22 protein-coding genes and 1 riboswitch are annotated in these 22,440 nt (G+C 37.3%); of the genes, 2 read left to right on the forward strand and 20 right to left on the reverse strand.

The features are described from left to right. Positions 1 to 41 precede the first annotated feature (41 nt). Positions 42 to 243: riboswitch (cobalamin riboswitch) on the reverse strand. A gap of 154 nt (positions 244 to 397) precedes the next feature. Then, positions 398 to 943 (reverse strand): glutathione peroxidase, encoded by a 546-nt coding sequence (locus FC748_RS16710; RefSeq protein ID WP_024364576.1) that lies wholly within the window; start codon positions 941 to 943, stop codon positions 398 to 400. 270 nt (positions 944 to 1,213) lie between these two features. Next, a complete protein-coding gene (locus FC748_RS16715; protein ID WP_024364577.1) occupies positions 1,214 to 1,762 on the reverse strand; it encodes a hypothetical protein in 549 nt (182 codons plus the stop codon). Positions 1,763 to 1,856: 94 nt separating this feature from the next. On the opposite strand from FC748_RS16715, the gene ytvI reads away from it, so the two are divergent. After that, a complete protein-coding gene (ytvI, locus tag FC748_RS16720) occupies positions 1,857 to 2,915 on the forward strand; it encodes a sporulation integral membrane protein YtvI (protein ID WP_024364578.1) in 1,059 nt (352 codons plus the stop codon). A 160-nt stretch (positions 2,916 to 3,075) separates the two neighbouring features. Here the strand turns inward: ytvI and FC748_RS16725 are convergent, their stop codons facing one another. The 14 genes from FC748_RS16725 to hmpA all read right to left on the reverse strand — a co-directional run bounded on the left by FC748_RS16725 (position 3,076) and on the right by hmpA (position 19,218). Beyond that, the gene (locus FC748_RS16725; protein WP_108030806.1) at positions 3,076 to 7,293 is read right to left on the reverse strand and encodes an S-layer homology domain-containing protein; all 4,218 of its coding nucleotides are present in this window, start codon (positions 7,291 to 7,293) and stop codon (positions 3,076 to 3,078) included. A 272-nt stretch (positions 7,294 to 7,565) separates the two neighbouring features. Beyond that, complete coding sequence (locus FC748_RS16730; protein ID WP_029747435.1) at positions 7,566 to 8,693, reverse strand: C40 family peptidase; 1,128 nt, start codon at positions 8,691 to 8,693, stop codon at positions 7,566 to 7,568. A gap of 323 nt (positions 8,694 to 9,016) precedes the next feature. Continuing rightward, positions 9,017 to 11,002: an ABC1 kinase family protein gene (locus FC748_RS16735; RefSeq protein WP_024364579.1), complete on the reverse strand. Its 1,986-nt coding sequence runs from the start codon at positions 11,000 to 11,002 to the stop codon at positions 9,017 to 9,019. Positions 11,003 to 11,285: 283 nt separating this feature from the next. Then, a complete protein-coding gene (locus FC748_RS16740) occupies positions 11,286 to 12,236 on the reverse strand; it encodes a c-type cytochrome (protein WP_108030805.1) in 951 nt (316 codons plus the stop codon). Positions 12,237 to 12,656: 420 nt separating this feature from the next. Then, positions 12,657 to 13,364, reverse strand: a complete 708-nt coding sequence (locus tag FC748_RS16745; RefSeq protein WP_108030804.1) for a DsbA family oxidoreductase — start codon at positions 13,362 to 13,364, stop codon at positions 12,657 to 12,659. A 10-nt stretch (positions 13,365 to 13,374) separates the two neighbouring features. Beyond that, the gene (locus FC748_RS16750; protein ID WP_024364582.1) at positions 13,375 to 14,151 is read right to left on the reverse strand and encodes a sulfite exporter TauE/SafE family protein; all 777 of its coding nucleotides are present in this window, start codon (positions 14,149 to 14,151) and stop codon (positions 13,375 to 13,377) included. A gap of 143 nt (positions 14,152 to 14,294) precedes the next feature. After that, positions 14,295 to 14,522 (reverse strand): sulfurtransferase TusA family protein, encoded by a 228-nt coding sequence (locus tag FC748_RS16755; protein ID WP_024364583.1) that lies wholly within the window; start codon positions 14,520 to 14,522, stop codon positions 14,295 to 14,297. A gap of 47 nt (positions 14,523 to 14,569) precedes the next feature. After that, entirely contained in the window at positions 14,570 to 15,697 is a 1,128-nt protein-coding gene (locus FC748_RS16760) for an MBL fold metallo-hydrolase (RefSeq protein WP_025220750.1), read from the reverse strand. Between the two features lie 156 nt (positions 15,698 to 15,853). Next, a complete protein-coding gene (locus tag FC748_RS16765) occupies positions 15,854 to 16,249 on the reverse strand; it encodes a DsrE/DsrF/DrsH-like family protein (protein WP_024364585.1) in 396 nt (131 codons plus the stop codon). Between the two features lie 16 nt (positions 16,250 to 16,265). After that, a complete protein-coding gene (locus FC748_RS16770; RefSeq protein ID WP_038509995.1) occupies positions 16,266 to 16,820 on the reverse strand; it encodes a sulfurtransferase TusA family protein in 555 nt (184 codons plus the stop codon). Positions 16,821 to 16,897: 77 nt separating this feature from the next. Next, positions 16,898 to 17,194 (reverse strand): rhodanese-like domain-containing protein, encoded by a 297-nt coding sequence (locus FC748_RS16775; RefSeq protein WP_024364587.1) that lies wholly within the window; start codon positions 17,192 to 17,194, stop codon positions 16,898 to 16,900. A 12-nt stretch (positions 17,195 to 17,206) separates the two neighbouring features. Next, on the reverse strand, positions 17,207 to 17,548 hold the full coding sequence (locus FC748_RS16780; RefSeq protein ID WP_024364588.1) for a rhodanese-like domain-containing protein: 342 nt from the start codon (positions 17,546 to 17,548) through the stop codon (positions 17,207 to 17,209). Between the two features lie 44 nt (positions 17,549 to 17,592). Next, on the reverse strand, positions 17,593 to 17,853 hold the full coding sequence (locus FC748_RS16785) for a metal-sensitive transcriptional regulator (RefSeq protein WP_024364589.1): 261 nt from the start codon (positions 17,851 to 17,853) through the stop codon (positions 17,593 to 17,595). A 198-nt stretch (positions 17,854 to 18,051) separates the two neighbouring features. Further along, on the reverse strand, positions 18,052 to 19,218 hold the full coding sequence (gene hmpA, locus FC748_RS16790; protein ID WP_024364590.1) for an NO-inducible flavohemoprotein: 1,167 nt from the start codon (positions 19,216 to 19,218) through the stop codon (positions 18,052 to 18,054). A gap of 193 nt (positions 19,219 to 19,411) precedes the next feature. Here hmpA and FC748_RS16795 point away from each other — a divergent pair, with 193 nt between their 5' ends. Beyond that, entirely contained in the window at positions 19,412 to 19,849 is a 438-nt protein-coding gene (locus FC748_RS16795; RefSeq protein ID WP_024364591.1) for an RrF2 family transcriptional regulator, read from the forward strand. Between the two features lie 66 nt (positions 19,850 to 19,915). Here FC748_RS16795 and FC748_RS16800 read toward each other — a convergent pair whose 3' ends face one another. The 4 genes from FC748_RS16800 to FC748_RS16815 are packed head-to-tail and all read right to left on the reverse strand — an operon-like array spanning position 19,916 to position 22,198. Further along, a complete protein-coding gene (locus tag FC748_RS16800; RefSeq protein ID WP_108030803.1) occupies positions 19,916 to 20,896 on the reverse strand; it encodes a GNAT family N-acetyltransferase in 981 nt (326 codons plus the stop codon). Positions 20,897 to 20,918: 22 nt separating this feature from the next. Further along, positions 20,919 to 21,371, reverse strand: coding sequence for a nucleoside deaminase (locus tag FC748_RS16805; protein ID WP_024364593.1), 453 nt, complete (start codon positions 21,369 to 21,371; stop codon positions 20,919 to 20,921). Positions 21,372 to 21,389: 18 nt separating this feature from the next. Further along, positions 21,390 to 21,767, reverse strand: a complete 378-nt coding sequence (locus FC748_RS16810) for a VOC family protein (RefSeq protein WP_024364594.1) — start codon at positions 21,765 to 21,767, stop codon at positions 21,390 to 21,392. Beyond that, positions 21,764 to 22,198 carry a DUF1801 domain-containing protein gene (locus tag FC748_RS16815; RefSeq protein WP_024364595.1) on the reverse strand — a complete coding sequence of 145 codons (435 nt, stop codon included), beginning with the start codon at positions 22,196 to 22,198 and terminating at the stop codon, positions 21,764 to 21,766. Before FC748_RS16815 ends, FC748_RS16810 begins: the two co-directional genes overlap by 4 nt. Between the last annotated feature and the right edge of the window lie 242 nt (positions 22,199 to 22,440).

Consider the following 22,440-nt stretch of genomic DNA (forward strand, 5'->3'; position numbering starts at 1 on the left):
CTAATGTATTTGCCGTATATCCTCCTAGCTTCCGAAGAGTTTTTATACATTAAATAACGGTCGGTCTCCTGGCTCGTACAGTTTGCTACCTTTATTTCGTAGCGCTCATAAAGCCTTCCCATCCTGTTGTCTTTGGACAGTGGCATGTATTATGATTTTTGTACTTACAGTTGCGGAAACAGCTTCGGTCTTACACCGAATTCCCGATTATGCTAAATTAGCACCATTATTCTGCAAGAATTATTCACTTGAATAGCAGTTTATCATATATGGATTTAAAAAAATAGTTATGAAATTGAAGCATAATCGAATATATCCACACACTACTTAGCACTATTTCTACATCATGACCAGCTATTCGTTATTCTTTCCTAATAATTCTGACTAAAAGAGCTAGCTATAAAATTTTTTCAATTGCTTGCTCAATATCTAGTTGGGAATCGGTTGGTTCGAAGCGTTCCACTATATTACCTTGATTATCTACTAAAAATTTCGTAAAGTTCCAACGAATATTACGCCCATCTAAAAAGCTAGGAGCAATTTGGATAATTGATTCTGCTAACATCTTTTCCTGCATATTGGCTTTGCCGAATTCACGAAAATCTACTTCGTGCTTTAAATAATTGAATAATGGATGTGTCCCTTCGCCATTTACCTGAACTATTTCAAAGATTGGGAACGTTACCCCGTAGTTAATTTGACAAAGTTTAATCGTCTTTGCTCCATCTTCTGGGTTTTGTTCTCCAAATTGATTACAAGGGAAACCAAGCACAACGAAATTATTCTCGCCATATTTATCATACATTTTCTGTAAATCTTCGAATTGATATGTAAAATCACATTGGTTAGCTGTGTTGACAATTAGCATCGTCTTTCCACGATATGTTTCCATTGATAAAATTTCACCGTTTGGCTTCTTTACTAAATAATTATAAATACCCATTATCTCGACCCTTTCTAGTTACTATTTTTTATATAGAATGACCAACTATAACCCCTCACCCTGTATATTGCGTGAATAATTATGTTGCTTATTCCTCAACAAATGGTTTTGTCGCTTTTTAGAAATTTAGTAACTATTGCATACTAAATTCCATATAAGTAAATAAGACCTATATTTATATGAATCAAAAATACTGTTTTTTTCATTATAACAATAACTTTTCTTTCTTCAAAATAACTCGCTCACCATAAAAATAGCCATCTCGCTATGTTAACGGATGGCTGTTTTATATTTCTTTTTACATTTTGTATCTTGCTCTTCTTCAATTAACCTCATCGCAATATCCAATAGTTTATGATCATTAGTAGCATCAAATAACTTCTTAAAAGAGACAATTATATCATAACGAATAAGTGTTGGTTGTTTTTCATCCATACAAGTTTGGAACCTTTTCGCTAAATAAGAAACAATTAAATCTCTTTGAACCTGTCCAGCAAGCCCAATTTGCCAGATTGCTTGTAATGCCTGTCTTGCTGTTACTTTACTTTCATCATACGTCACTGCCCAGATTTTTAGAAAATCATCAAGAACACGCTCTTCTGGATCACTCTTTGCTGCTAATGCACATAAAAACTGTGCAGCACGCGCACGCGCATGTCCATTATTATATGTAAGGGCTTTAACAAGTTGTTCCCAAACTGCATATGTCCAATCAACTGGTTCTTGCACAATCTTCATCAATTTTCTATAAGACTCGTATTCAATTTCACGGTCACGCTCTGTTAAATTACTAAAAAGCTCTAAAATCTCTTTTTCCATGATTTATCCCTACCTTCATTACTTTCAGAACGTTTTTAAATTTTAATTTTATTGTGTTACACTGTACTTAAATTAATGATAAAAAGGAGAGCTTATGAATAGATCTATAACTCGAAAGTTGATTATACGAACGCTAGCGATTATATGCCTACTAGTAGCTGCATATTTTATCATACCAGTTTCCGTGCCCATACTATTAGCGGGTATTACAGCTTTTTTATTGGAACCCATTGTCATGTTTTTTAAACGAAAATGGAAAATGTCTCGGAAAATAGCTGTTGCGTTTATATACATAGTAAGTGTTATTTTTATTTCTATTATCTGTTACTTTACTATTACCCAACTAATGTCGCAAATAATTTCCATTTCCAAACAAGCACCTTACTATATTTCTAAGCTATCTGAGATGTGGGGGCATATGCAAGAGAATATTTCAAAATATACAGAAGACTTTCCTACTGAAGTGAGTTCCTCACTTCAAAAAACGGCAACCGACTTTATTAAGAAAATTGAAGAATCTTTTTTAAACTTCTTTAATTATACCAAAGTTACGACCTTCTTTTCACAAATTCCAAGCCTCTTTATTAGTCTTCTCGTTTATATGATTGCTCTATTTTTATTTATGCTCGATTTACCTAAATTAAAACAGATAACTTATAAATATTTAAAGCCATCAACAGAAAAGAAATTAAAAATTATTACGAATCGTTTAAAAGATGCATTTTTCGGTTTTATGAAGGCACAAGTTCTTGTTAGCTTTATCATTGCCGGAGTTACATTTATTGGATTACTCCTTATTCAACCAAAATTTGCGCTAACAATGACTTTTATTATTTGGATTATTGATGTTATCCCGTTCCTCGGCTCCATTATTATTTTAGCGCCTTGGGGAACTTACCACCTGTTGATGGGGAATACATCGATTGCCATTAAGCTCTTTGTTCTTGCAGCTATTTTATTAATTATTCGTCGAACTGTCGAGCCTAAAGTAATGGGCGCACATATTGGTTTATCTCCTCTGCCAACATTAATAGCGATGTTTGTCGGTCTACAACTATTTGGTATCATCGGCTTACTTGTAGGGCCATTTGTTATCATCTTATTGTTCGCCTTAAAAGAAACAGGGGTTATTAAAATCAATTTTAAAATCTAGCAGATGTGAAATAAATTGGACAGTTGCTTGAAAAATGGTGGACGTCAAGACGTAAGTAGCTCGCTAAGCTATGATTTACGGCTCTATCCAACGACAAATAAAAATAAACACAGGGCACATTCTATTCATGATAAATAGAAGTGCCCTATATTATTGTCTATTACTTTGAATTAATAAGCTCTGCTTTCTTTAAGAAGCGTTCGATTATTACCGCTACTTCTGCACGCGAAATATTAGCAGTTGGCGCGATTGTTTTATTTGCCTTACCTGTTACTAAACCTGTTTTTACTGCAACTGCAATAGGAGATTTAGCATATTCAGCAATTTGTCCTTCATCTATAAACGCAGCTAAAATAGTTGCCGCTTCTTGCTCTGAAATCGTTGTATCTATATCAGTTAACAACAAAGCACGCGCTAAAATTGTCATTGCTTGCTGACGTGTAATTTTATCATTCGGTCCAAAGTGACCATTGCTGTAACCTTGAATAAGCTTGTATTCACTTGCAGCATTGATATAGCTTGCATACCATGCATCTGTTGTTACATCTGCATAATGACTAGTAAGGTCATCTGTTTTTAAACCGAGCGCACGGACTATAATAGCAGCAAATTGTGCACGTGTTATATCTTGATTAGGTGCAAATATGCCCTCACGTACTCCATTAATAATCATTCGAGAGCCAAGATTATTCACAGCCTCTTTTGACCAATGATTAGCCACATCGGTAAATTCAATAGGATTCCAAACAAGAGCATACGTACTATTTGTTAAACTATTAATAACCGCATAGTACTTTCCTTCTTTTTGTATCACTTTTGTCGGTACATGTTGTGCTGTGCCGTCTTGTTTAACGACGATAGCCGTTGTAATTTTGCTTGCTTCCACGTCTTTTGGTATCGTTATTGTTCGTTGAACATAAGCGTTGAAGCTTGTAATATCAACCGTTTTTATAGTACTTACCGCTTTTACAGTAAATTCAATAGGTGCAACCATTAAAGAGAAATTACCTTGTTGTGCCACATTTTCTACAAACTTCACCATATCGTTTGTAGGCTTCGCAATTTCGATTTGTACTTTAATGTCTTCAAGTGAAATATCTTTTCCTATTTCTGTAGAAATTGCATCTATATTGATTTGTGAAGCTGGCAATGTGTAAGAAGCTGTTGGTGTTTGAATAACTACTAATGCTTGCTCATTCTGCATATTTTTTACCATTTGAGCATTTAATTCTCCAATAATGATATCAGCATCCTTGTTTACAGGAATAGTCACAACTGCTTTTTTACCTTCTGCCGCTAGTTTTTCCTGTAACTTTTTAGAATCTACCGTTACCGTCATTACTTTTTGATTTCCTACCTGTGTGCTTGTCGCTTTACCAATGGCCTCTTCTTTACCATTAACAAGTACTTTTACATCTTCTGTAGGAGTCGGCTTTGGAGTAGGTTCCGACGTTGACGGAGTACTAGAAGAACCACCATCACCACTAGATATCACTTCCCACTTCGCATAGACCGTTGTATTGCCTACTATACCTTTTGTAAAATCAAACACCTTCGTCAGTTCACGATCCATATACCAACCGCCAAAAGTGTATCCAGCTTTTGTTGGATTTTCGCTTGGTTTTGTAGCGACAGCTCCTACTTTTACTTTTTGCGCTTGTACTTTACTACCGCCATTCACTTCAAAAGTAACAGTATATTGTTGTACAACCGTTATTTCAAAATCAGTTGTAACTTTGCCTCCAAAGTCGTCTTCAGCAGTCACAGTAATAGTAGCTTGGCCGGCTGATAATGGGTTAATTTTTAAATTATTATCTTTGATTGAAACTGTTGCAATTGCTTCTTTATTTGAGGTTGCGGATAATGTCAAAGAATCATTATCTAAGTCCTTAAACGTATTTGACAAGTCCAAGGAGATAACATCGCCACCTGCAATACCTTGTTGATTTGCAATCGGTTCATTGACAGTAGGTATTTGGTTTTCTTGTACAGAAAAAACGACATTTCCTGTTGCTTCTTTCGGATCAATTAATCCAGAAGTTGTACCATCATCTACAATTGTATAGTTAAAGCTCCCTTGACCTTTAAAATCCTTTTCAAAGGCAAACTTAATTTCATCATTTTCAATCGTTACCGTTCCGCCTACTGCATTATCAACAGATTTCATGCTAAGTTTTTGATTGTTTTCGTTTTCTGGACCTGCTTTATCATTAGCAAGCAGCTCAGCAAACGTGATGATTTTAGCTTTAGCATTTTCTTTCACTGATAGTGTATCATCTGTCGCGATTGGTTCATCATTCACTTCACTCACAGTAATAGTAGCTTGAGCCGTATTACTTAAGCCACTATCTGTTGTATCAAGTGCTGCAGCAACATCAAAACTAAAGACATCATTTGCCACTGAATTTAAATATTGTGTCGGCGTGAACTTTAAGCCACTATTCCCTTCTGCAATGGTAATAAAATCTCCATCTTGGATGACTGTTGTACCATCGTTTTTGAATAATGCCCCACCTTGAATATTACTAATTTTTAGATGTGTAACGGCATTTCCATCTTCTGATGTAATAACTAATCCGCTTTGTGTTTGGCTATGTTCCGTAGTCGAAGCACTTGTAACCAATGGGCTACTTGCGTTTCTGATTACAGTTAGAGTATACGTATTTTCGATACCCTCGATAGATTTCACAACGACAGGTATACTATTTTTCCCAACTTGAAGTGAAAGCTCATCAGATGGACTTTCACTAGTAACATCTGTATCTAGTACTTTTATTGTAGCTGCAGTATCCATCACTGTCGGTGTTACCTTTAATGAAGTTACCGCATTATCTACATGGACGATATAGTCATTTGTGTCTTCTGCAAAAGCAGGGCTTAGTGTTCCTTCACTCACAGTTAAATTAGATAATGTTGGTGGATTGCCAACTAAAACATTACATGTTGCAAATTTTGTGCCATCTTTTGTTGAAGTGACCGTAATGGTAGCGCTACCTTCTGCTAACCCTGTCACCAAACCATTTTGGTCAACTGCTGCAATCGTGGAGTCGCTAGATTCCCACGTTACATCTTGAGATGTTGCATCCGCAGGAGTAAATAAAGCTGTTAACTGTTTTGTTGCATTTGCTTTAAGCGCTATATTCGTTTGATCGAGCGCTAAATTAGTAACTTCTTTATATGGATTTACTGGATAATAACTAACTTGACTAGTTCCAACTGTCAAAATATCATTAACACCATCATTATTCATATCTTCTATAAATAGTTGCTTGATATGTCCCCCATCTTTAGAAATATCAGGCGCACTGTTAAATTGACCTGCCCCGTTATTAAGGTGAATATCTAATTTTGTTTGATTTGCATCATTGGTTGTATGAGCAAAATCCTTGTAGCCGTCATTATTTAAATCACCAATTGCTATTGAGCCATTGATAAATCCACTTTGTTTTAATAGCGTTATATCAAAGCCTGTATTCGTACTATTACGAAGCCCTACATATATTACAATTGAATTCGATTGGAAACTACCTCTCGCTAATATAAAATCATCTTTTCCGTCTTGATTTAAATCATCTGAAGCAACATATAGTGAGACTATACTATCCGATCTTTGAGGTACTGCTTCAAGCTGAAATGTACCATCGCCATTACCTAGTCCAATTTTAAATAAATCATTATGATTTTTATTATTTGTCGAACAAATATAGTCTAAATTATGATCACCATTAAAATCCCCCATAGAACAACTTTGAACTCCCGATTGATTATCTACACCCACATTCTCTATCAATGAGAATGAAGGATTATTTGGTGTACTATTATTAATGCCGACATATATTTTATCAGTTGTAAACCAAATGACATCATTTTTCCCATCATTATTGACATCTCCCGTTTGCACACTAGTACCATAAAAGGCTTTTGAAAAAAGATTAAACGTAGATTGTTTCGTTAATATTTGATTATCATGGTTCCATAAAATAATATTATTAGGGCTTTCTTGAACGCCATTTGGTCCAGCTGAAACAATATCTTGTTTACCATCACCATCTAAATCAGTCAGTGCCGTGCCATAAAATTCATTTATCTCCGGGCTTTCAGTATGTAATTGATAGACCGGTTCTCCTTTTAAATCACTTATCGTAAAAGGGGATTGTGTACGCAACATTCCTGCCATGTGGAGTTTACCATCACTATCTTTTCCAATAGCTACTGTTTTTCTTTCATAGGCAATCTGAGTACCCGAAAATACCGTTTGTGGTTGTCCTAAAAATATTTGCTTTAACGATGCTGCTTTTGCTTGTTTTGGTGTTATTGGAAGCAAGCTAAGTAGCATGAATAAAATAATAACAACATGTATCAATTTCTTATTCTGCATTCTATTTCTCCTCTCCCTCTTTATTTTTCTAAAATGAATGCCGTAATCAGCATAACAATAGTAACTCTCAAACTTCTCTCAAATACGATACTTTAGCATTATTTCTATAAGGAATAACTATTACTATTTTCATTATCAATCGATTTTAAATCACTAAAAGGACTTAACTGCAAATAAAAATAGCACCTATTATCGTGATAATCCGATAATAGATGCTATTGTATATTTTTATTTAACTTTTTTGCTATTTCATTCGTCTAACTTTTATAAGCTTATTGAATACGACCGAAGCCTACTAAATATTGGTTCCACCAATCAAGTGATTCGATCACTACGCCTTTATTTTGCGCATCAATCATTGTGTTATTACCAAGGTAAATCCCAACATGTGCTACGCCTGAACCATAGCTAAAGAATACTAAATCACCAACGCGAGCTTCACTTGCTGAAATACGTTGTGTTGCTAAGTATTGTTGTGATGCTGTACGAGGTAATGATACCCCAGCTTGCTTGTAAGACCATTGTACAAGACCAGAACAGTCAAAGCCTGTTGTAGGGTTACTACCACCCCAAACATACGCACGACCTAGGAATTGCTTGGCAGTTGAAATAGCACCACCTGAAGATGCTGTACCAGCACCAGACCCCACGACGATTGACTGTGGTTTGCCACCATTATTGTTCACTTGAACAACAGGTGTAGCTGATTGAAGTGCACGTAAACGAGCCGCTTCTTCTTCAGCAGCCTTACGTTCAGCTTCTAAACGCTCTTCTTCTTGTTTCGTTGCAATTTGAGCCTTTAATGCAAGTGATTTTGCTTGGTTTTCAGCTTTTTTCACTTCCATTTCGCTTTCCTTTTGTTGAAGCTCTTGGAATTGTTTTTGAAGCTCTTTTTGTTTTTCATCTAATGTTGCTTTTTGTTGTTCTAATTTCACTTTGTCTGCTTCTTGTTGATTTACTAGCTCTTGGTCAGCATCCATTAATGTTTTAACCGCTACGACACGGTCCATTAAATCTGCAAAACTCTTTGCTTCTAGCACAACGCTTAAATAGACACCTACAGTGTTATCTTGTGCTTGATAAGCCGCCATACGTTCACTTAAAATAGCTGAACGTTGCTCAATGCGTTTTTCAGTTTCAGCAATACCTGCATCTACTTCTTTGATATCAGCTTGTACTTGGTTAAATACTTTCACTTTTTCATCGATTTCTTGTTGTAGCTGTTGTAATTCTGTCTCTAATTTTTTTACTTCCGCATCGATTTTTGCTTTTTTCTCGATCATTTGCTGAGACGTTTCTTCAGCGTGTGCTTCAATCGGTTGTACTGTATTAAATAATAAGCCGCCTGCAAGTGCTAATGTTAGCACCATCGACTTACGCCATTTATTGCGCTTACCCATGAATCTTCATTTCCCTTCATCTATCAATTTCGCTCTTTATTTCCTTATGTAAATACTTGAACGATTCAATTAAGTTCTTATGTTTTTATTAGCCTTTTAAAGTTTAGCATTAATGCCGTAACTTTTATACTATTTCTCACCGTTTTAATCGTAAAGTAAAACTCGAAATATAATTGTAACATTGTATAAAACGCGACATTTTTCTATAAAACCTTTATATACAGCTAGAAAATGACGTTTTCATCTCCAAGTAGTCCATTTCACCTTGGTGTTTTGTAATCTTTTTGTAATATAAAAAAGGTAGGAGAATCATCCCCTACCTACTATTTCATTGAACGTAAAGCTTGAATGGACAGCCGTACTAATAATATTGCACACAGAAATAACCCTAGATATGCGGCCGTATTCAAATACACTGCATATGGTTCATGTATAAATTGAGAAATGGCTAACAACGCAACAGAAATGATTCCAAATGTAATGCCGACAAGTAATAAGACAAAACGGGAAAATAGCTGAGTAATGAAACGTGCATTGTGGTCATCTGAAAAAATATCATGATGCAATATAATTTTTCCACTTTCTACTCGTTGAATTAGCTGATCGATACGCCTTGGCATTTTCCGTAAAGTAGGTATTAACATCGACAGTTCTTCCTGTATACGCTCTTTTGTTTCTAAAGGTTCTTTAAACGGTCTTAAAAATGCAGCTCGCATATAAGATGCCGAAAAATCCTTCGCTTCTGTAAAAATATCAAATTGTGAATCAATTACACGCAATGTTCCATCTAGTGTTACTAAAGATCGAAGCGCCAAACCAACAGAAGGATAAAACGCAAGACCAAAATCCCGTACCACTGTAAATAACGAATGAATTAGTTCTTCGGTAGGGATACGATCAACATAGGATATTTTCAGCAAGATTTGATCCATAGCCTGCTCTACCCTAGCACGTTCCGCATGTTCTTTATTTTCTACGAGTAGCATTAAGCCATCATATAAAATACCTGAATCATTTTGTTGAATACCTAGTAAAAATAGCTTTAACCCTTCTTGCTGAGTAGCACCTAGACGTCCAACCGCTCCGAAGTCTAGCAGAATTGGGACTCCATCGGTCTCATCAATATAAACGTTCCCTGGATGTGGATCGGCATGAAATATCCCTGAAAATAACATTTGTTCAAAAAAGGAATACAAAATTGTACGTGCAAATTGGCTACGATCAATGTTTAGTCGTCGAAATTCAGATGCCCCTTCCGCCACACTTTTACCACGAACGTATTCCATAACAATAATGTCTTCATCACAAAACTCTGTATATATTTTAGGGATGCGCACTTTATAATCGCTTTTAGCAAGAGCATTTGTTACCTGTAATGTATTACGTACCTCGATATCTAAATGAATTTCTTCCCTTAACCCATCAGCAAATCCACCAGCTAATTCTCGAAAGCCTAACGACTCTGCCCAAGTAGATTTGTTGGAAAACCAATTTGCAAATTCCTCTAAAATATCAAGGTCATCACGCATAATTCCCTTTACCTCAGGACGCAGTAGCTTCACCACAACTTCTTCGTAATTTTTCAGTCGTGCCTTATGTACTTGTCCAATAGAGGCTGCTGCTAATGGCTCCATTTGAAAGTGAATAAAGACATCATCTACTGACCTTGGCAAGGAAGTTTCTAAAATCTTTGTCACCTGCTCATGCGGCAAAGGTTTTACACTTTGCTGTAGATGTTCTAGCTCATCAATGATAATTGGAGAAAATAATTCTTTACGCGTAGATAGTACTTGCCCGAATTTGACGAAAATCCCGCCGCATTGCTCTAACGTTGTTCTTAAGGCAATGGCAAGCTCCTTTTCATTTTCTCGTTGCCTCGCATATTTAATCGTTTGGACAATCCCATTCGTCACTGCAATTTTTAACACCTGACGTAATCGCTTCTGCTGACGCCAGTAGCTACGCAATCTCAATAAAATTGATTTTTGCCCATGACGGCGCTCTCCACCTTTAATACCAATCGGATCAAAAAGTTCGAAAACGAGGTAGAGCAGCATGGAGATAAGGAGCATACTACCTATCCAAATAAGGGTGCTTACTTCCGTAACGGTTTGCATCATCGTTTCCGATAAAAAATCTCGATGGCGTAAGTAGGAATACCAATATACAAAGGACGTAAGCGTAACACTAATAACAACAGAGAGCACTCTGCGTACAAAATTTATATTAGAACCTATTAACCGTCCGCTAACAAAATAAATAATTCCTGCAACAAAAATAATTTGAATTAGTAACTTCAAATAAACCAACAAGTGCCACCTCCCGCTGTTTTTCCTAATACTGCTAGTATAACAAATTCATGAACGAACTTTCCTTTACTAGCCACTAACGACAACAAGAGGTTTTACAGAAACATATCTTCATCAGTTTAAGTCATTCCATTAGCACCTTTTATCTAGTATGTACTCTCCTACAGCGAAAAAATCCACTCCGCTTTCCATGGGTACATTGTAAGACACAACAACTCGTGTGTTCCCAAAGAAGTCTTCGTGGATTTTTAAATTTCAAAATTGTTTGAGTGACTGGCACTTGTTAGTTCGTAGAGAGCACTTGCTCCCAATCAATTGTGCCATTTTTCACTTGTTCGCGTTTTTCTTTGTTCATTAAGTCGTTAGGACGACCACCTTTAGGCCAGTCTTTATCGTGGTTGGTCCACTCTGGACGATCTTGCGATAAAATGTAAGCAGCTAAATCAGCAGCATCTTGATCTGATAACGTACCACCCGCTCCAACTGGCATATTGTTTTGAATGTAGCCAGCCATTTTAGACATACGTGCCATGCCCGCTCCATCATTAAAGGAATTTTCGCCCCATAATGCAGGACCTGTAGTTGCACCCGTTCCAGAACCATCAGCAGCGTGACAAGCAATACAAGATTGCGCATAAAGTTCTTCACCATGTGCTACATCTGGAATAGGGACGCTTTTCATATTACTTGTGCCAGCCCATTCACGCTCTGCACCAACAGGCACGCCTTGTGAAATATAAGCAAAATAGGCTACCATCGCTTCAAGCTCATCACTATTCATTTCAAATTTTTTACCGTTCATACTTCGCACCATACAACCATTAATGCGCTCTTCAATCGTTACAATGCCTCCAGAACGAGCAATATATTGTGGATAGTTAGCTGTGACACCAACTAGAGAAGAAGCTTGTTCATCATACCCTGCACCTGCATGACAGCTTGTGCAAGATAGCTGATTTCCTACGTATTCATCTGCCGCAACATGCGTATTACTTACCAGTTCATAACCATATAAAATCGCTTCTTTCATCGGTCCATCCGGTACTTCTTCGATACTTGGTGGAGCGTAAACGACTTTTTGTGAATTTGCCGTCGTTGGTATTTGTGTTTTAATCGCCGCTTCGTTCGTCTCACCATTGGCGTCACCTAATATTTTGTCACTAATGGCTGCTCCAACAAAAAGAGTAGCAGCTATTAAGATTGTTCCTGCTATACCAGTTGTCATTTTCTTCATCACTAATACCCCCCTTTGTATGTTAATTTTATTCTAGCAAGATAATATATGGCAGGATGTGATTTTTCTCACACTTCGCAATTTTAGAACCATAAAGCCGATAAAAATGGAATTAATATACATAAAAATTTGTACTATAACAACAGAAACAATGCTTAATACCCCTTGTAGTTTCCACTTTTATCTGCTAACACGATTAAATAAAACCAACGGCTTGCTTTGTAGCATATTGTTCGGTAGGAATAACGCTAGCGCAGAGGTTACTCTCCTGTTCAGAACGCAAGCAGAGGGTTATGGCTTACTGTGCTGAGCGGAAAGCGCCGCCGTAGCGACAACTTCGGCATAGCAAAAAAAGTGTTAGATTGACCTCAGTCAATCTAACACTTTTTCATTTTTGTGCAACAGCGTATGATGATGCACTTATAATTTACATGCACCATCCGCACAAGAAGCATCACCGTTACCAACCATATTTAAAGTAGGTTTAATACCAGCAATTTCCGCAGCTTGATGCAATGTACGTACGAATACTTCATTCGGCTCAGCACCTTTAATACCGTAACGATTTTCAAAAACAAAGAATGGCACGCTTTGTACCCCAATCTGTTGCGCATCGTAGCGATCTTTATCTAACTCTTCCTTAAAAGCTTCATTTGTATTCAATACTTGTTGTGCTTCGGCAACATCTAAGCCTAACTCTTTAATAACCGCTAGCAACATGGCATCATCATTTAAGTCTTTACCTTCCATTAAATAAGCAGCCATTAACGCTTCTATATAAGCGGCTTCTTTCCCAAATTGCTTCGTCCATTTTGCCAAGCGGTGGGCTTTCTCTGTATGCACTTTTTTCATCTCAGCAAATTGATATGTGAGCCCAACTTCCTTTGCTCGTTCAGTAATACCAATTGTCATTTGTTCAGCTTCTTCACGCGTTACGTTTTGCTGAGCCATAAAATGTTCATAAAAACTTTGCCCCGTCTCTTTCGGTGCAGTAGGATCAATTTGATAGGATTTGTACTCTATCTCTACTTGATCAGTATATCCAGCCTCTTTTATTGCTTGTTCTAACTCTCTTTTCCCTATATAACAAAATGGGCATGAGAAGTCAGAAAACACTTCAATTTTCATTGTTATCCTCCTATAAAATATCCATCCAAATTTTAATAGCCGTTGCTAGAATCAAGACAGCTAATATCCCTTGTAATACTTTCGTATTCAAACTTTTCCCTGCTTTTGCTCCTAATGGCGCTGCTATTAAACTTGCCACAATCATGATGGCTGCTGGATAATAATCCACTTGCCCCGTCATTAGCTTTCCTATTGTTCCCCCAATGGAAGAGATAAAAGTAATGGCTAAACTTGTAGCAATCGTCATACGCGTTGGAATTCTTAGTACAACAAGCATGATCGGTACAAGTAGGAAACCACCTGCTGCTCCTACGATACCAGAACCAATACCGACTATGAATGCTAAAATTACCGCTACGGGCTTATTAAAAGTAACATCATTCATTGGCTTATCGTCAATTTGCTTTTTAGGAATAAACATCATAATTGCCGCTATAAGCGCCAAAATCCCATAAACGATATTAACGCCTGCCTCCGATAAATATTGGGAACCAAAGCTACCGACAAAGCTACCTGCTAAAATTGCCCCACCCATATAAATAATCAGGGATTTGTTTAGATAGCCACCTTTACGATATGCCCATACCCCTGCAATCGAAGCGAAAAACACTTGTACAGCACTAATACCTGATACTTCATGTGCTGTGAATGCAGTAAATCCTAGTAAAGGTGGAATATATAATAGCATTGGATATTTAATAATCGAGCCTCCAATACCAAGCATACCTGAAATATAAGATCCTACAAAGCCGATTAAAAATATCGTAATAACCCATGTTATATCCATCTATTTTTCCTTCTTTCAAGTCGTTTACACCTTGTTCCTTAACGCAAAAGCTAAGTTTACCAAGGCTATTACTGCATTCGGCAAAATGCATTGTAGAATGAAGTGGAAAGGTGAGTGTCCTGCTTGAACACTCACCCGTCTCATTACGCTTTTTGAATAAAGAATGTAATGACGCCAGCGTCTTCCGATTTATCTAAAATCGTGTGACCACCTGCATTTGCCCATGCAGGGATATCCGCTAAAGCCCCTTTATCTGTTACTTGTACTTCCAAAATCTCACCTGAAGCTAGTGTATCCATCGCCTTTTTTGTTTTTACGATCGGCATTGGACAAGATAAACCTTTTGCATCTAATTGTAAATTTGAGTTCATGTTAATCTCCTTTTAAATTGTTTGTAAATTGTTTGGGTGACTGGCACTTATCTTACTGCACAGCGGTTCGGGCCAATCTCCATTTCAGTTTGTTCCTCTATAGCTGGCGTTATTTTCCCCATATTCACTTGACGAATTTCTTGATATGCATTTGGTTGTGGTGGTAAGTTATCTGTAACAATACTGCGGAATGTTTCAGCATCTTCAATGTTTAAACCATGATTTTCAGCAAATAACTCCCCTAAACGTTTTGCCACAGTACCATCTTCATTTAGCTCATCAATAATCATAAAATGAGCAGGTAGAACAATTAAATCGTCCGATAATTCACGGTAACGTTTATAAAGTGTTTCACGTAAATCACCAACCCAGTCTTCTGCAAGTCCTGCTAAATCAGGACGACCAATTGAATCAATAAATAAGATGTCCCCTGTTAATAAATATTTGTTATCTACAACAAACGACGTTGAGCCAATTGTATGACCTGGTGAATAAAGTGCACCTACATCAATTTTCGAAGCCCCAATTTGCACCACATTGCCATCTACTAATGGCGTATAATCAAATACAACCTCTTCTGCATCTTTTGGTGGTAAATAATATGTTGCACCTGTTTGTGCTGCAATATGGCGTCCACCTGAGATATGATCCGCATGCAAATGTGTATCAAAAACATGTTTAATTTGAACGTTTTTCTCTTTTGCAAAGTTTGTAAATACATCCGTGAAGCGTACAGCGTCAATAATTGCTGCTTCGCCTTCAGAAATAACCATATAAGATAGACAGCCTTTACCTAAACGAACGAATTGGTAAAGCTCACCACCACCTGTTAAATCGCCTACTTTAATCGGTTCTAAATATTCACTCCACGTTTTCATACCGCCCTCTAAATAGGCAACAGTACGTCCAGCATCAGATAGCATCTCTGCCACCATCATTGAAGATCCTTCCTTTGCACAAACGACTAATACATCTTTGTCCGTAGGGATTTTAGGTAAAATTTCTTCGACACCATCTAATAGCTCAAAATACGGAATATTAAGGTATTCAAATTTGTGTCCATCGATTTTCCAATCTTCAAATGCATCTGTATTACGTACATCTAAAATAAATAATTCTTTGTTTTCGATTACTTTTTTCGCTACTTCAGCAGCGCTCCATTTTAATACTGACACTCCGTTTACCCCCCAAGGTATTATTTCGTTGATTTTTTTAGCGGAAAGGACATGCCTCTCCGCTTATTGTTATCTTCTAGTCAAAATCCAATGCACTACTGAATTCAGCATTCGGTTATCACTCATGATAAACCGTCTACATCTGTTGCAACTTAATTAGAACGTTAATGATGGTGCTGCATCTTTAGCGAATTCTAAGAATGTTACAGCTCCCCCAACCTCAATACCTTCTACAAAATCTTCTACTGTTAAGCCCATTACATCCATTGTCATTTGACACGCAATAAATTTAACACCTAATTCTTGTGCCATTTCTACTAATTGCGGAATTGCAGGTACATTTGCTTTCGCAAAACCTTCTGCAAAATGTTCTGTACCAGCAGGCATTGGTAAAGCATTCATGCCTTGCTTATGAATTAAATTTAATCCTTCGAATGTGAAAAAGATTGCTACTTCCTTGTCAGAAGCTGCCGCTGCTGTTGCGATATTGAACACCTTATACGCATCAAAAAGACCACCGTTACTTGCAATAATTGCTACTTTGTTTGACATAATAAATTCCTCCAATTTAAATAGTTTTAATTAATTCGCCCGTCCAAGATGTCATACCTGGTAAGACGTTAAATACTTTTGTAAAGCCATTTGCTACTAGCTTTTGTGCAGCTAAATCACTGCGAGCACCTGTACGACAAATCACATAAATTTCACGATCTTTATCGAGTTCAGAAAGGCGCTCTTCAAGCTCACCCATCGGAATGGATTTTGCCCCTTCAATGTGACCGAATGCGAACTCCGCTTCTTCACGCACATCGAGGATAAGCCCATCTCTTCCTACGATTTGTTCCAACTCAATTGTGGACTCAAACGTTTTTTCATCAGCTGACTCCTGCGCGCATTTACGAATGTAATGCTTAAGCACAGTATCTTCTTCCACTGTCCCGATATACTGATGCCCAACAGACTCAGCCCAAGCTGCGATATCGGCTTTTGAACCTTTATCTGTAGCTGAAACTTCTAAAATTTGACCATCCGCTAATTCAGCCATTGCCTTTTTCGTTTTAACGATTGGCATCGGGCAGGATAGCCCTTTGGCATCTAGTTGAAAATCTGCCTTAATACTCATAACTTCCTCCTTATACCTATAAGGGTATTATTTTTGCTAAAAAAATATAGAATAGGGTATACCCTCACTATAGACTATTACTGTACTTCGCCTTCCCATGCAAGCATGCCACCAACCATATTTGTTACATCAAAGCCTTGGCTTTCTAAAAATTGTGTAGCACGACCACTACGAGCACCTGATCGACAAACAATAATATATGGTTCATTTTTATTTAACTCGTGCATGCGAAACTCAAGTAAGCCAAGTGGCATATTCATCATTCCAGGAATATGTCCAGCCTGCACTTCGTCCACTTCACGAACGTCGATTATTTTTAACATCTGTCCATCTGCTAAAGCTTGTTGTACTTCTTTTGCTGAAATTTCCTTCACAATAGTTTCCTCCTAATAGGCGCTCATGCCACCACGGACATTTGTTACGCGCTCATATCCTAGTTTTTTCAATTGCTTACACGCCTGACTACTACGCATACCACTCTGACAAATAACGACAACTTCTTTATCCTTCGGTATTTTATCAAAGCTAGAGCCTAACGGAATATTTTTGAATTGCGGGATGTTGCGACCTTTGTATTCAGCTGGCGTTCGCACATCGATGAATACTTTATCTTTATCATTCAGCACATTTTTTAATTGAGCTGTTGATATGGACTGCACTCCTTTTGCTGGCTTCATACGCCAAACTAAAAACCCAATCACAATAGCGATCATAATCCATGCTTCCAAGTATCACTACCTCCTATCTATATACTATAAAGGGTATAATAAATTTATCTACTTTTTACGACCAAATCCATCGCTTCTTGGATGGCACTATTCATTTTCTCTGAATCCCCATCAGCAGTCGCAACACAATTCAGCAAGTTCTCACTGACAATAACACCTATCGTCCGATCAACTGCAGAACGCACGGCAGATAGCTGTGTAATAACATCTTTACAGCTTTGTTCTTCTTCCATCATGCGTAAAATACCACGCAATTGGCCTTCCATTCGTTTTACACGATTTGCTGTTTTAGCATCGTACGCCATTATGTGTACGCCTCCCTTCGAATTAAGTGATTCATCTTGCTTACGTGTTTTATAATATACCCCATTAGGTATAATGTCAACATGAAAGATCTATTTTTTTCTTAAAGCGCTTTACATATAGATTTCATAACGTATGACATAAAAAAAACTCTGTTACAAGTGCGTAAAATGCAGCTTATAACAGAGTTCATTATAATTTTAGTTTGCTAATTGCATGGCAGGTCCAAAGAATTCATAGTGAATTTTTTCATCTTTAATACCAATTTCATGGAGATTTTTAATAACTGCCTCCATAAAACCAACAGGACCACAGATATAAACGTCCGTATTATGTGGAATCTGTTCTGCCAATAGTTCTTTCGTCAATAACTTATCCTCATCCGAATAAAGGGCTGTATAGGATGCATTCGGAAGGGTATTTACTTTAGTTTGGATGTCATCACTAAATGCTACTACTTTTTCATTACGTGCACATTGGATAAAATGCACTTCATTCACTGCATCATCCTTTAAAGATTGTAGCATACTGTTTAATGGTGTTACGCCGATTCCTCCACTAACAAATGTAATTGGAGCTGCAGTTTCTTCTAATACAAATAAACCTGCTGGCACACTTACATCTACTAAATCTCCAACTTGTAACACATCGTGAATAAAGTTAGATACTTTACCATTTGGTGTATGATCGCTTTCACGTTTTACTGAAATACGGTAGCCATCCTCAGCACTCGCTTGTGAAAGTGTATATTGGCGGTTTAATAAATATTCTTCCCCTGGTACTTTGACACGAATGCTAATATATTGCCCTGGTTCATATGCCGGAAGTGGCGATCCATCTTCATTCACAAAGTAAATAGAAGTAACAAGGTCGCTTTCAACTTCTTTTTTAGCTACTTTCAGTGGTTTAAACAAACGCCATCCACCATTATTTTCAGCTTTTTGATAAAGATCTTCTTCTACCTGAATGAAAACATCCGCAATAACGCCATATGCTTCAGCCCATGCGTTGATAATATCATCTGTTGCCGCGTCACCAAGCACTTCTTTAATTGCTTTTAGTAGATGTTCCCCTACAATCGGGTAATGCTCTGGTAAAATTCCTAAACTACGATGTTTATGAGCAATTAACATAACGGCTGGTAAAATTGCTTCTAAATTTTCAATATGAACTGCTGCTGCATACACGGTATTTGCTAATGCGGTTTGTTGACGGCCTTTTTCTTGATTTGTGTGGTTAAAAATATTCAATAATTCTGGATGAGCTTGAAACATATTTTTATAAAACGTCTTAGTAATTTCTACCCCATGAACTTCTAATACGGGCACTGTTGCTTTAATAATTTGTACTGTTTCTTGTTTTAACATATCGCATACCATCCTTTCGTGATTACAATATAACGCTTACAATTCATTAAAGCAATATATAAAATACATCTTTAACAAAATAGACAAATTTGATGTATTTGAAATACATGTTTTAAAAAAGTACTGATTTACAATAATTTAAGGTAAAAATGCTATAATTATTGAAGTGAATTACAGAAAGTAGGGTGTTCCAATGCGATTAACTTTATACACAGATTACTCCCTTCGAACACTCATTTATCTAGGTGCGAAGGAAGACGGTCAACTATCAACCATTCAAGAAATTTCAGATGCCTATAATATATCAAAAAACCATTTAATGAAGGTGACACACCAATTAGGACTGCTTGGTTACATCGAAACGATTCGCGGTCGAGGTGGCGGTATCCGTTTAGCAATCGATCCAAAGTCCATTACGATTGGTGAAATTGTACGCCATACAGAAGAAGATTTTCATCTTGTTGAGTGTTTCGACAAAGAAAACAACTTGTGTAAAATTGCACCTGAATGCCAGTTAAAAGGTGTCCTCTATGAGGCATTACAAGCATATATGGCTGTCCTTGATCGCTATTCTCTTGACGATTTTTTACACTCCAAAGAAAAGTTAATGGCCTTGTTATTTGGTAAATAAAAATACCCGCTCAACAATTGTTGGTCGGGTATTTCTTTATGACAGCCTTATTCTAGACATTGCCTGTTATAATGCTTTTGAAAAGACAATCATATCTAATGCTCGTATGCCATTTTCATAAATGGGTTCAGGATACTTACTGAAAAAATTCTTTTCGATGGTATCCATCCTGAAGCCTGATTTTTGATAAAACGCAATATTGTCAATACTAGAATTTGCTGTGCCAACTAAAATATTTTCATATCCTTGTCCTTTACAAAGAGCAAAAATTTTGTTCAAAGCTTCCTTCCCAATGCCTTTGCCCTGAAATGCTTCCACAACCGCTATATTTTTCAACTCAATTGTTGCGTCTGACTGTGGAATAAGCAAGGCTGTGCCTGCCAATTTTTCACCGCATTTAATGGTGTAAAGTTCACCATCACTCATATATTGGCGAACGGTCATTTCACTTTCATCCGCTAGTAATAAATATGGTAAGTAGCTTTCACGGCTACCTTCCACTTTTTCTATTGTTGTATAATAACGTACAAAATCCACACGTTCAAAAACGTTTAATACGCAAGGTTGCTTTTCCTTCACTTCTAACCAAGAATGTTCCTGCGGAAACTCTTTTTCTACACCTAGACGAATAAAAGGCAACTTTTCCTGTGCCTTTTGTGAGCGAATATTGATCTTTCTAGCTCCTGCGAAAACGCGTTCAAGCCCTAAATCAAAAAAAGCAATTTCTAAAATGGCCTTTTTCGCTTCCTCATTGTAGCCTTTTCCCCAAAACTCATATCCTAGCCATGACCCTATGTGACAACACTTATTTATATGGTCTATAAACATCAATGCTGTGACACCAATGAGTCGACCTTCCTCATTTAGCACAACACGAGGAACAGTCTTTCCTTCTTCCTCGTCTACACATTCACGTTTGATAAAATTAATGGTATCTTCCACTTTCCCAGCAGGTAACCCAAGCGCATCCCGAACCTGTGGCATTGAAGACAATGCATGCATTGCTTCAGCATATTTTATGTCATGCTTTACTAAAGTTACTGCCATATTCTTTTCTCCTTTTACGTATTTAGGTTTTACTATGCCAAACATGCATTGGACTTTTTGCTATATCCTCTACTGGCATATGAATCATGCGAAACACACGCTCTTCATTAATTTTCTGCAAATCTGCATAAACCTCACTTGAGCGACTTAAACCAACTGCCATTGCATCAGCTAGTGAATTAGCATAATAAGCCTTGTCGACACCCGCCATTGCCATTGCACCGAAGCACATCGGACAAGGTGCCCCACTTGCATACATAACCGTGCCTCGCAAATCGATAGAACCGAGTTTTTCTTGTGCACGTCTTAAGGCAAGTAGCTCAGCATGACCTGTACTATCCGGTCGCAAATGCAGTTCATTGACGCCTTCCCCAATGATTTCATCGCCCTTTACCAAGACAGCTCCAAATGGCTGACCGCCTTGTGCTATATTTTGAAGAGCAAGCTCGACTGCTCGCTCCATCCATTGATTCATATATACTCCCCCTGATATTTAATTATACGTAAGTTGCCACGATACACCGAAACGATCCTGAATCCAAGCAAACTGCTTAGAGAACCCATAGTTATTTAACGGCATTAACGCTTGTCCACCATCCACTATTTGTGCAACTAAACTTTCGATTTCTTCTATCGTCTCACACGTCAAAAAGATGGAAATTGCAGGGGTAAAGGAAAAAGCATGCTTGATTGAACTGTCATTCATCATAATTTTCAGACCTTTTAAATCGATTTCAGCCATTGCAACCTGTTGTGTGTCCTCCACATAAGTCAAGTTTTCAATTGTTAACTCTGGGAACCATTGCTTATATTGCAAAATAGCTTCATGCGCTTGTCCTTGGAACATTAAAAATGTAGTAGCACTTTTCATATATTCAACTCTCCCTCATATCTATTAACCCATTGTGCAGGGGTCATTTTGGAAACAAGTTCTCCAATTAAATCATATGGAATATTTTTTGTACTCGTAAAACGAATACAGCTTTTCCCCATATTTAGCTTAGTTGGTACACGCTTTGCATACTCCTCTTGAAACCAAGATAATAAAGCATTATCTGCATAAATACCCATATGGTAAACTGCTATATGTCGCTTTTGCGCTGCTAAGCTAATAAATGGTAGTGGTGTATTAGGTGTTACATGATAACCTTTAGGATATGACGATAACGGCACTACATAACTAATCATGTCGTAAGTCATTGTTTGTTCAAAGCCATCAGGAATATTCGTTGCTACTACGTCCGCAAGCTTTGCAAAGCTATCTCGCCATTTTTCATCTACTTGTTCGATATATGCATGCATGAAATTCCCCCACTTTTCAATATTTTGCTTCTAGAATGAATTAAAAATATTCCTTAATAGTAGTATGAAGATTATTAGTTGGCAATAGTGACAGTGTCATTGCTACAACAATCGACAAAAGTTTTACAGCATATAGCTTTTACCCCGAGAACCTTATGCTCAACCCTTTGCCTTCCGGTTGTGTTCTTTCGTATAAAACTAGCCCTTGTGATTTCATGCATCTCCGCTAAACGAGCTAGCTG

The sequence above is a fragment of the Lysinibacillus sphaericus genome, assembly GCF_005217585.1.
GTDB lineage: Bacteria > Bacillota > Bacilli > Bacillales_A > Planococcaceae > Lysinibacillus > Lysinibacillus sphaericus.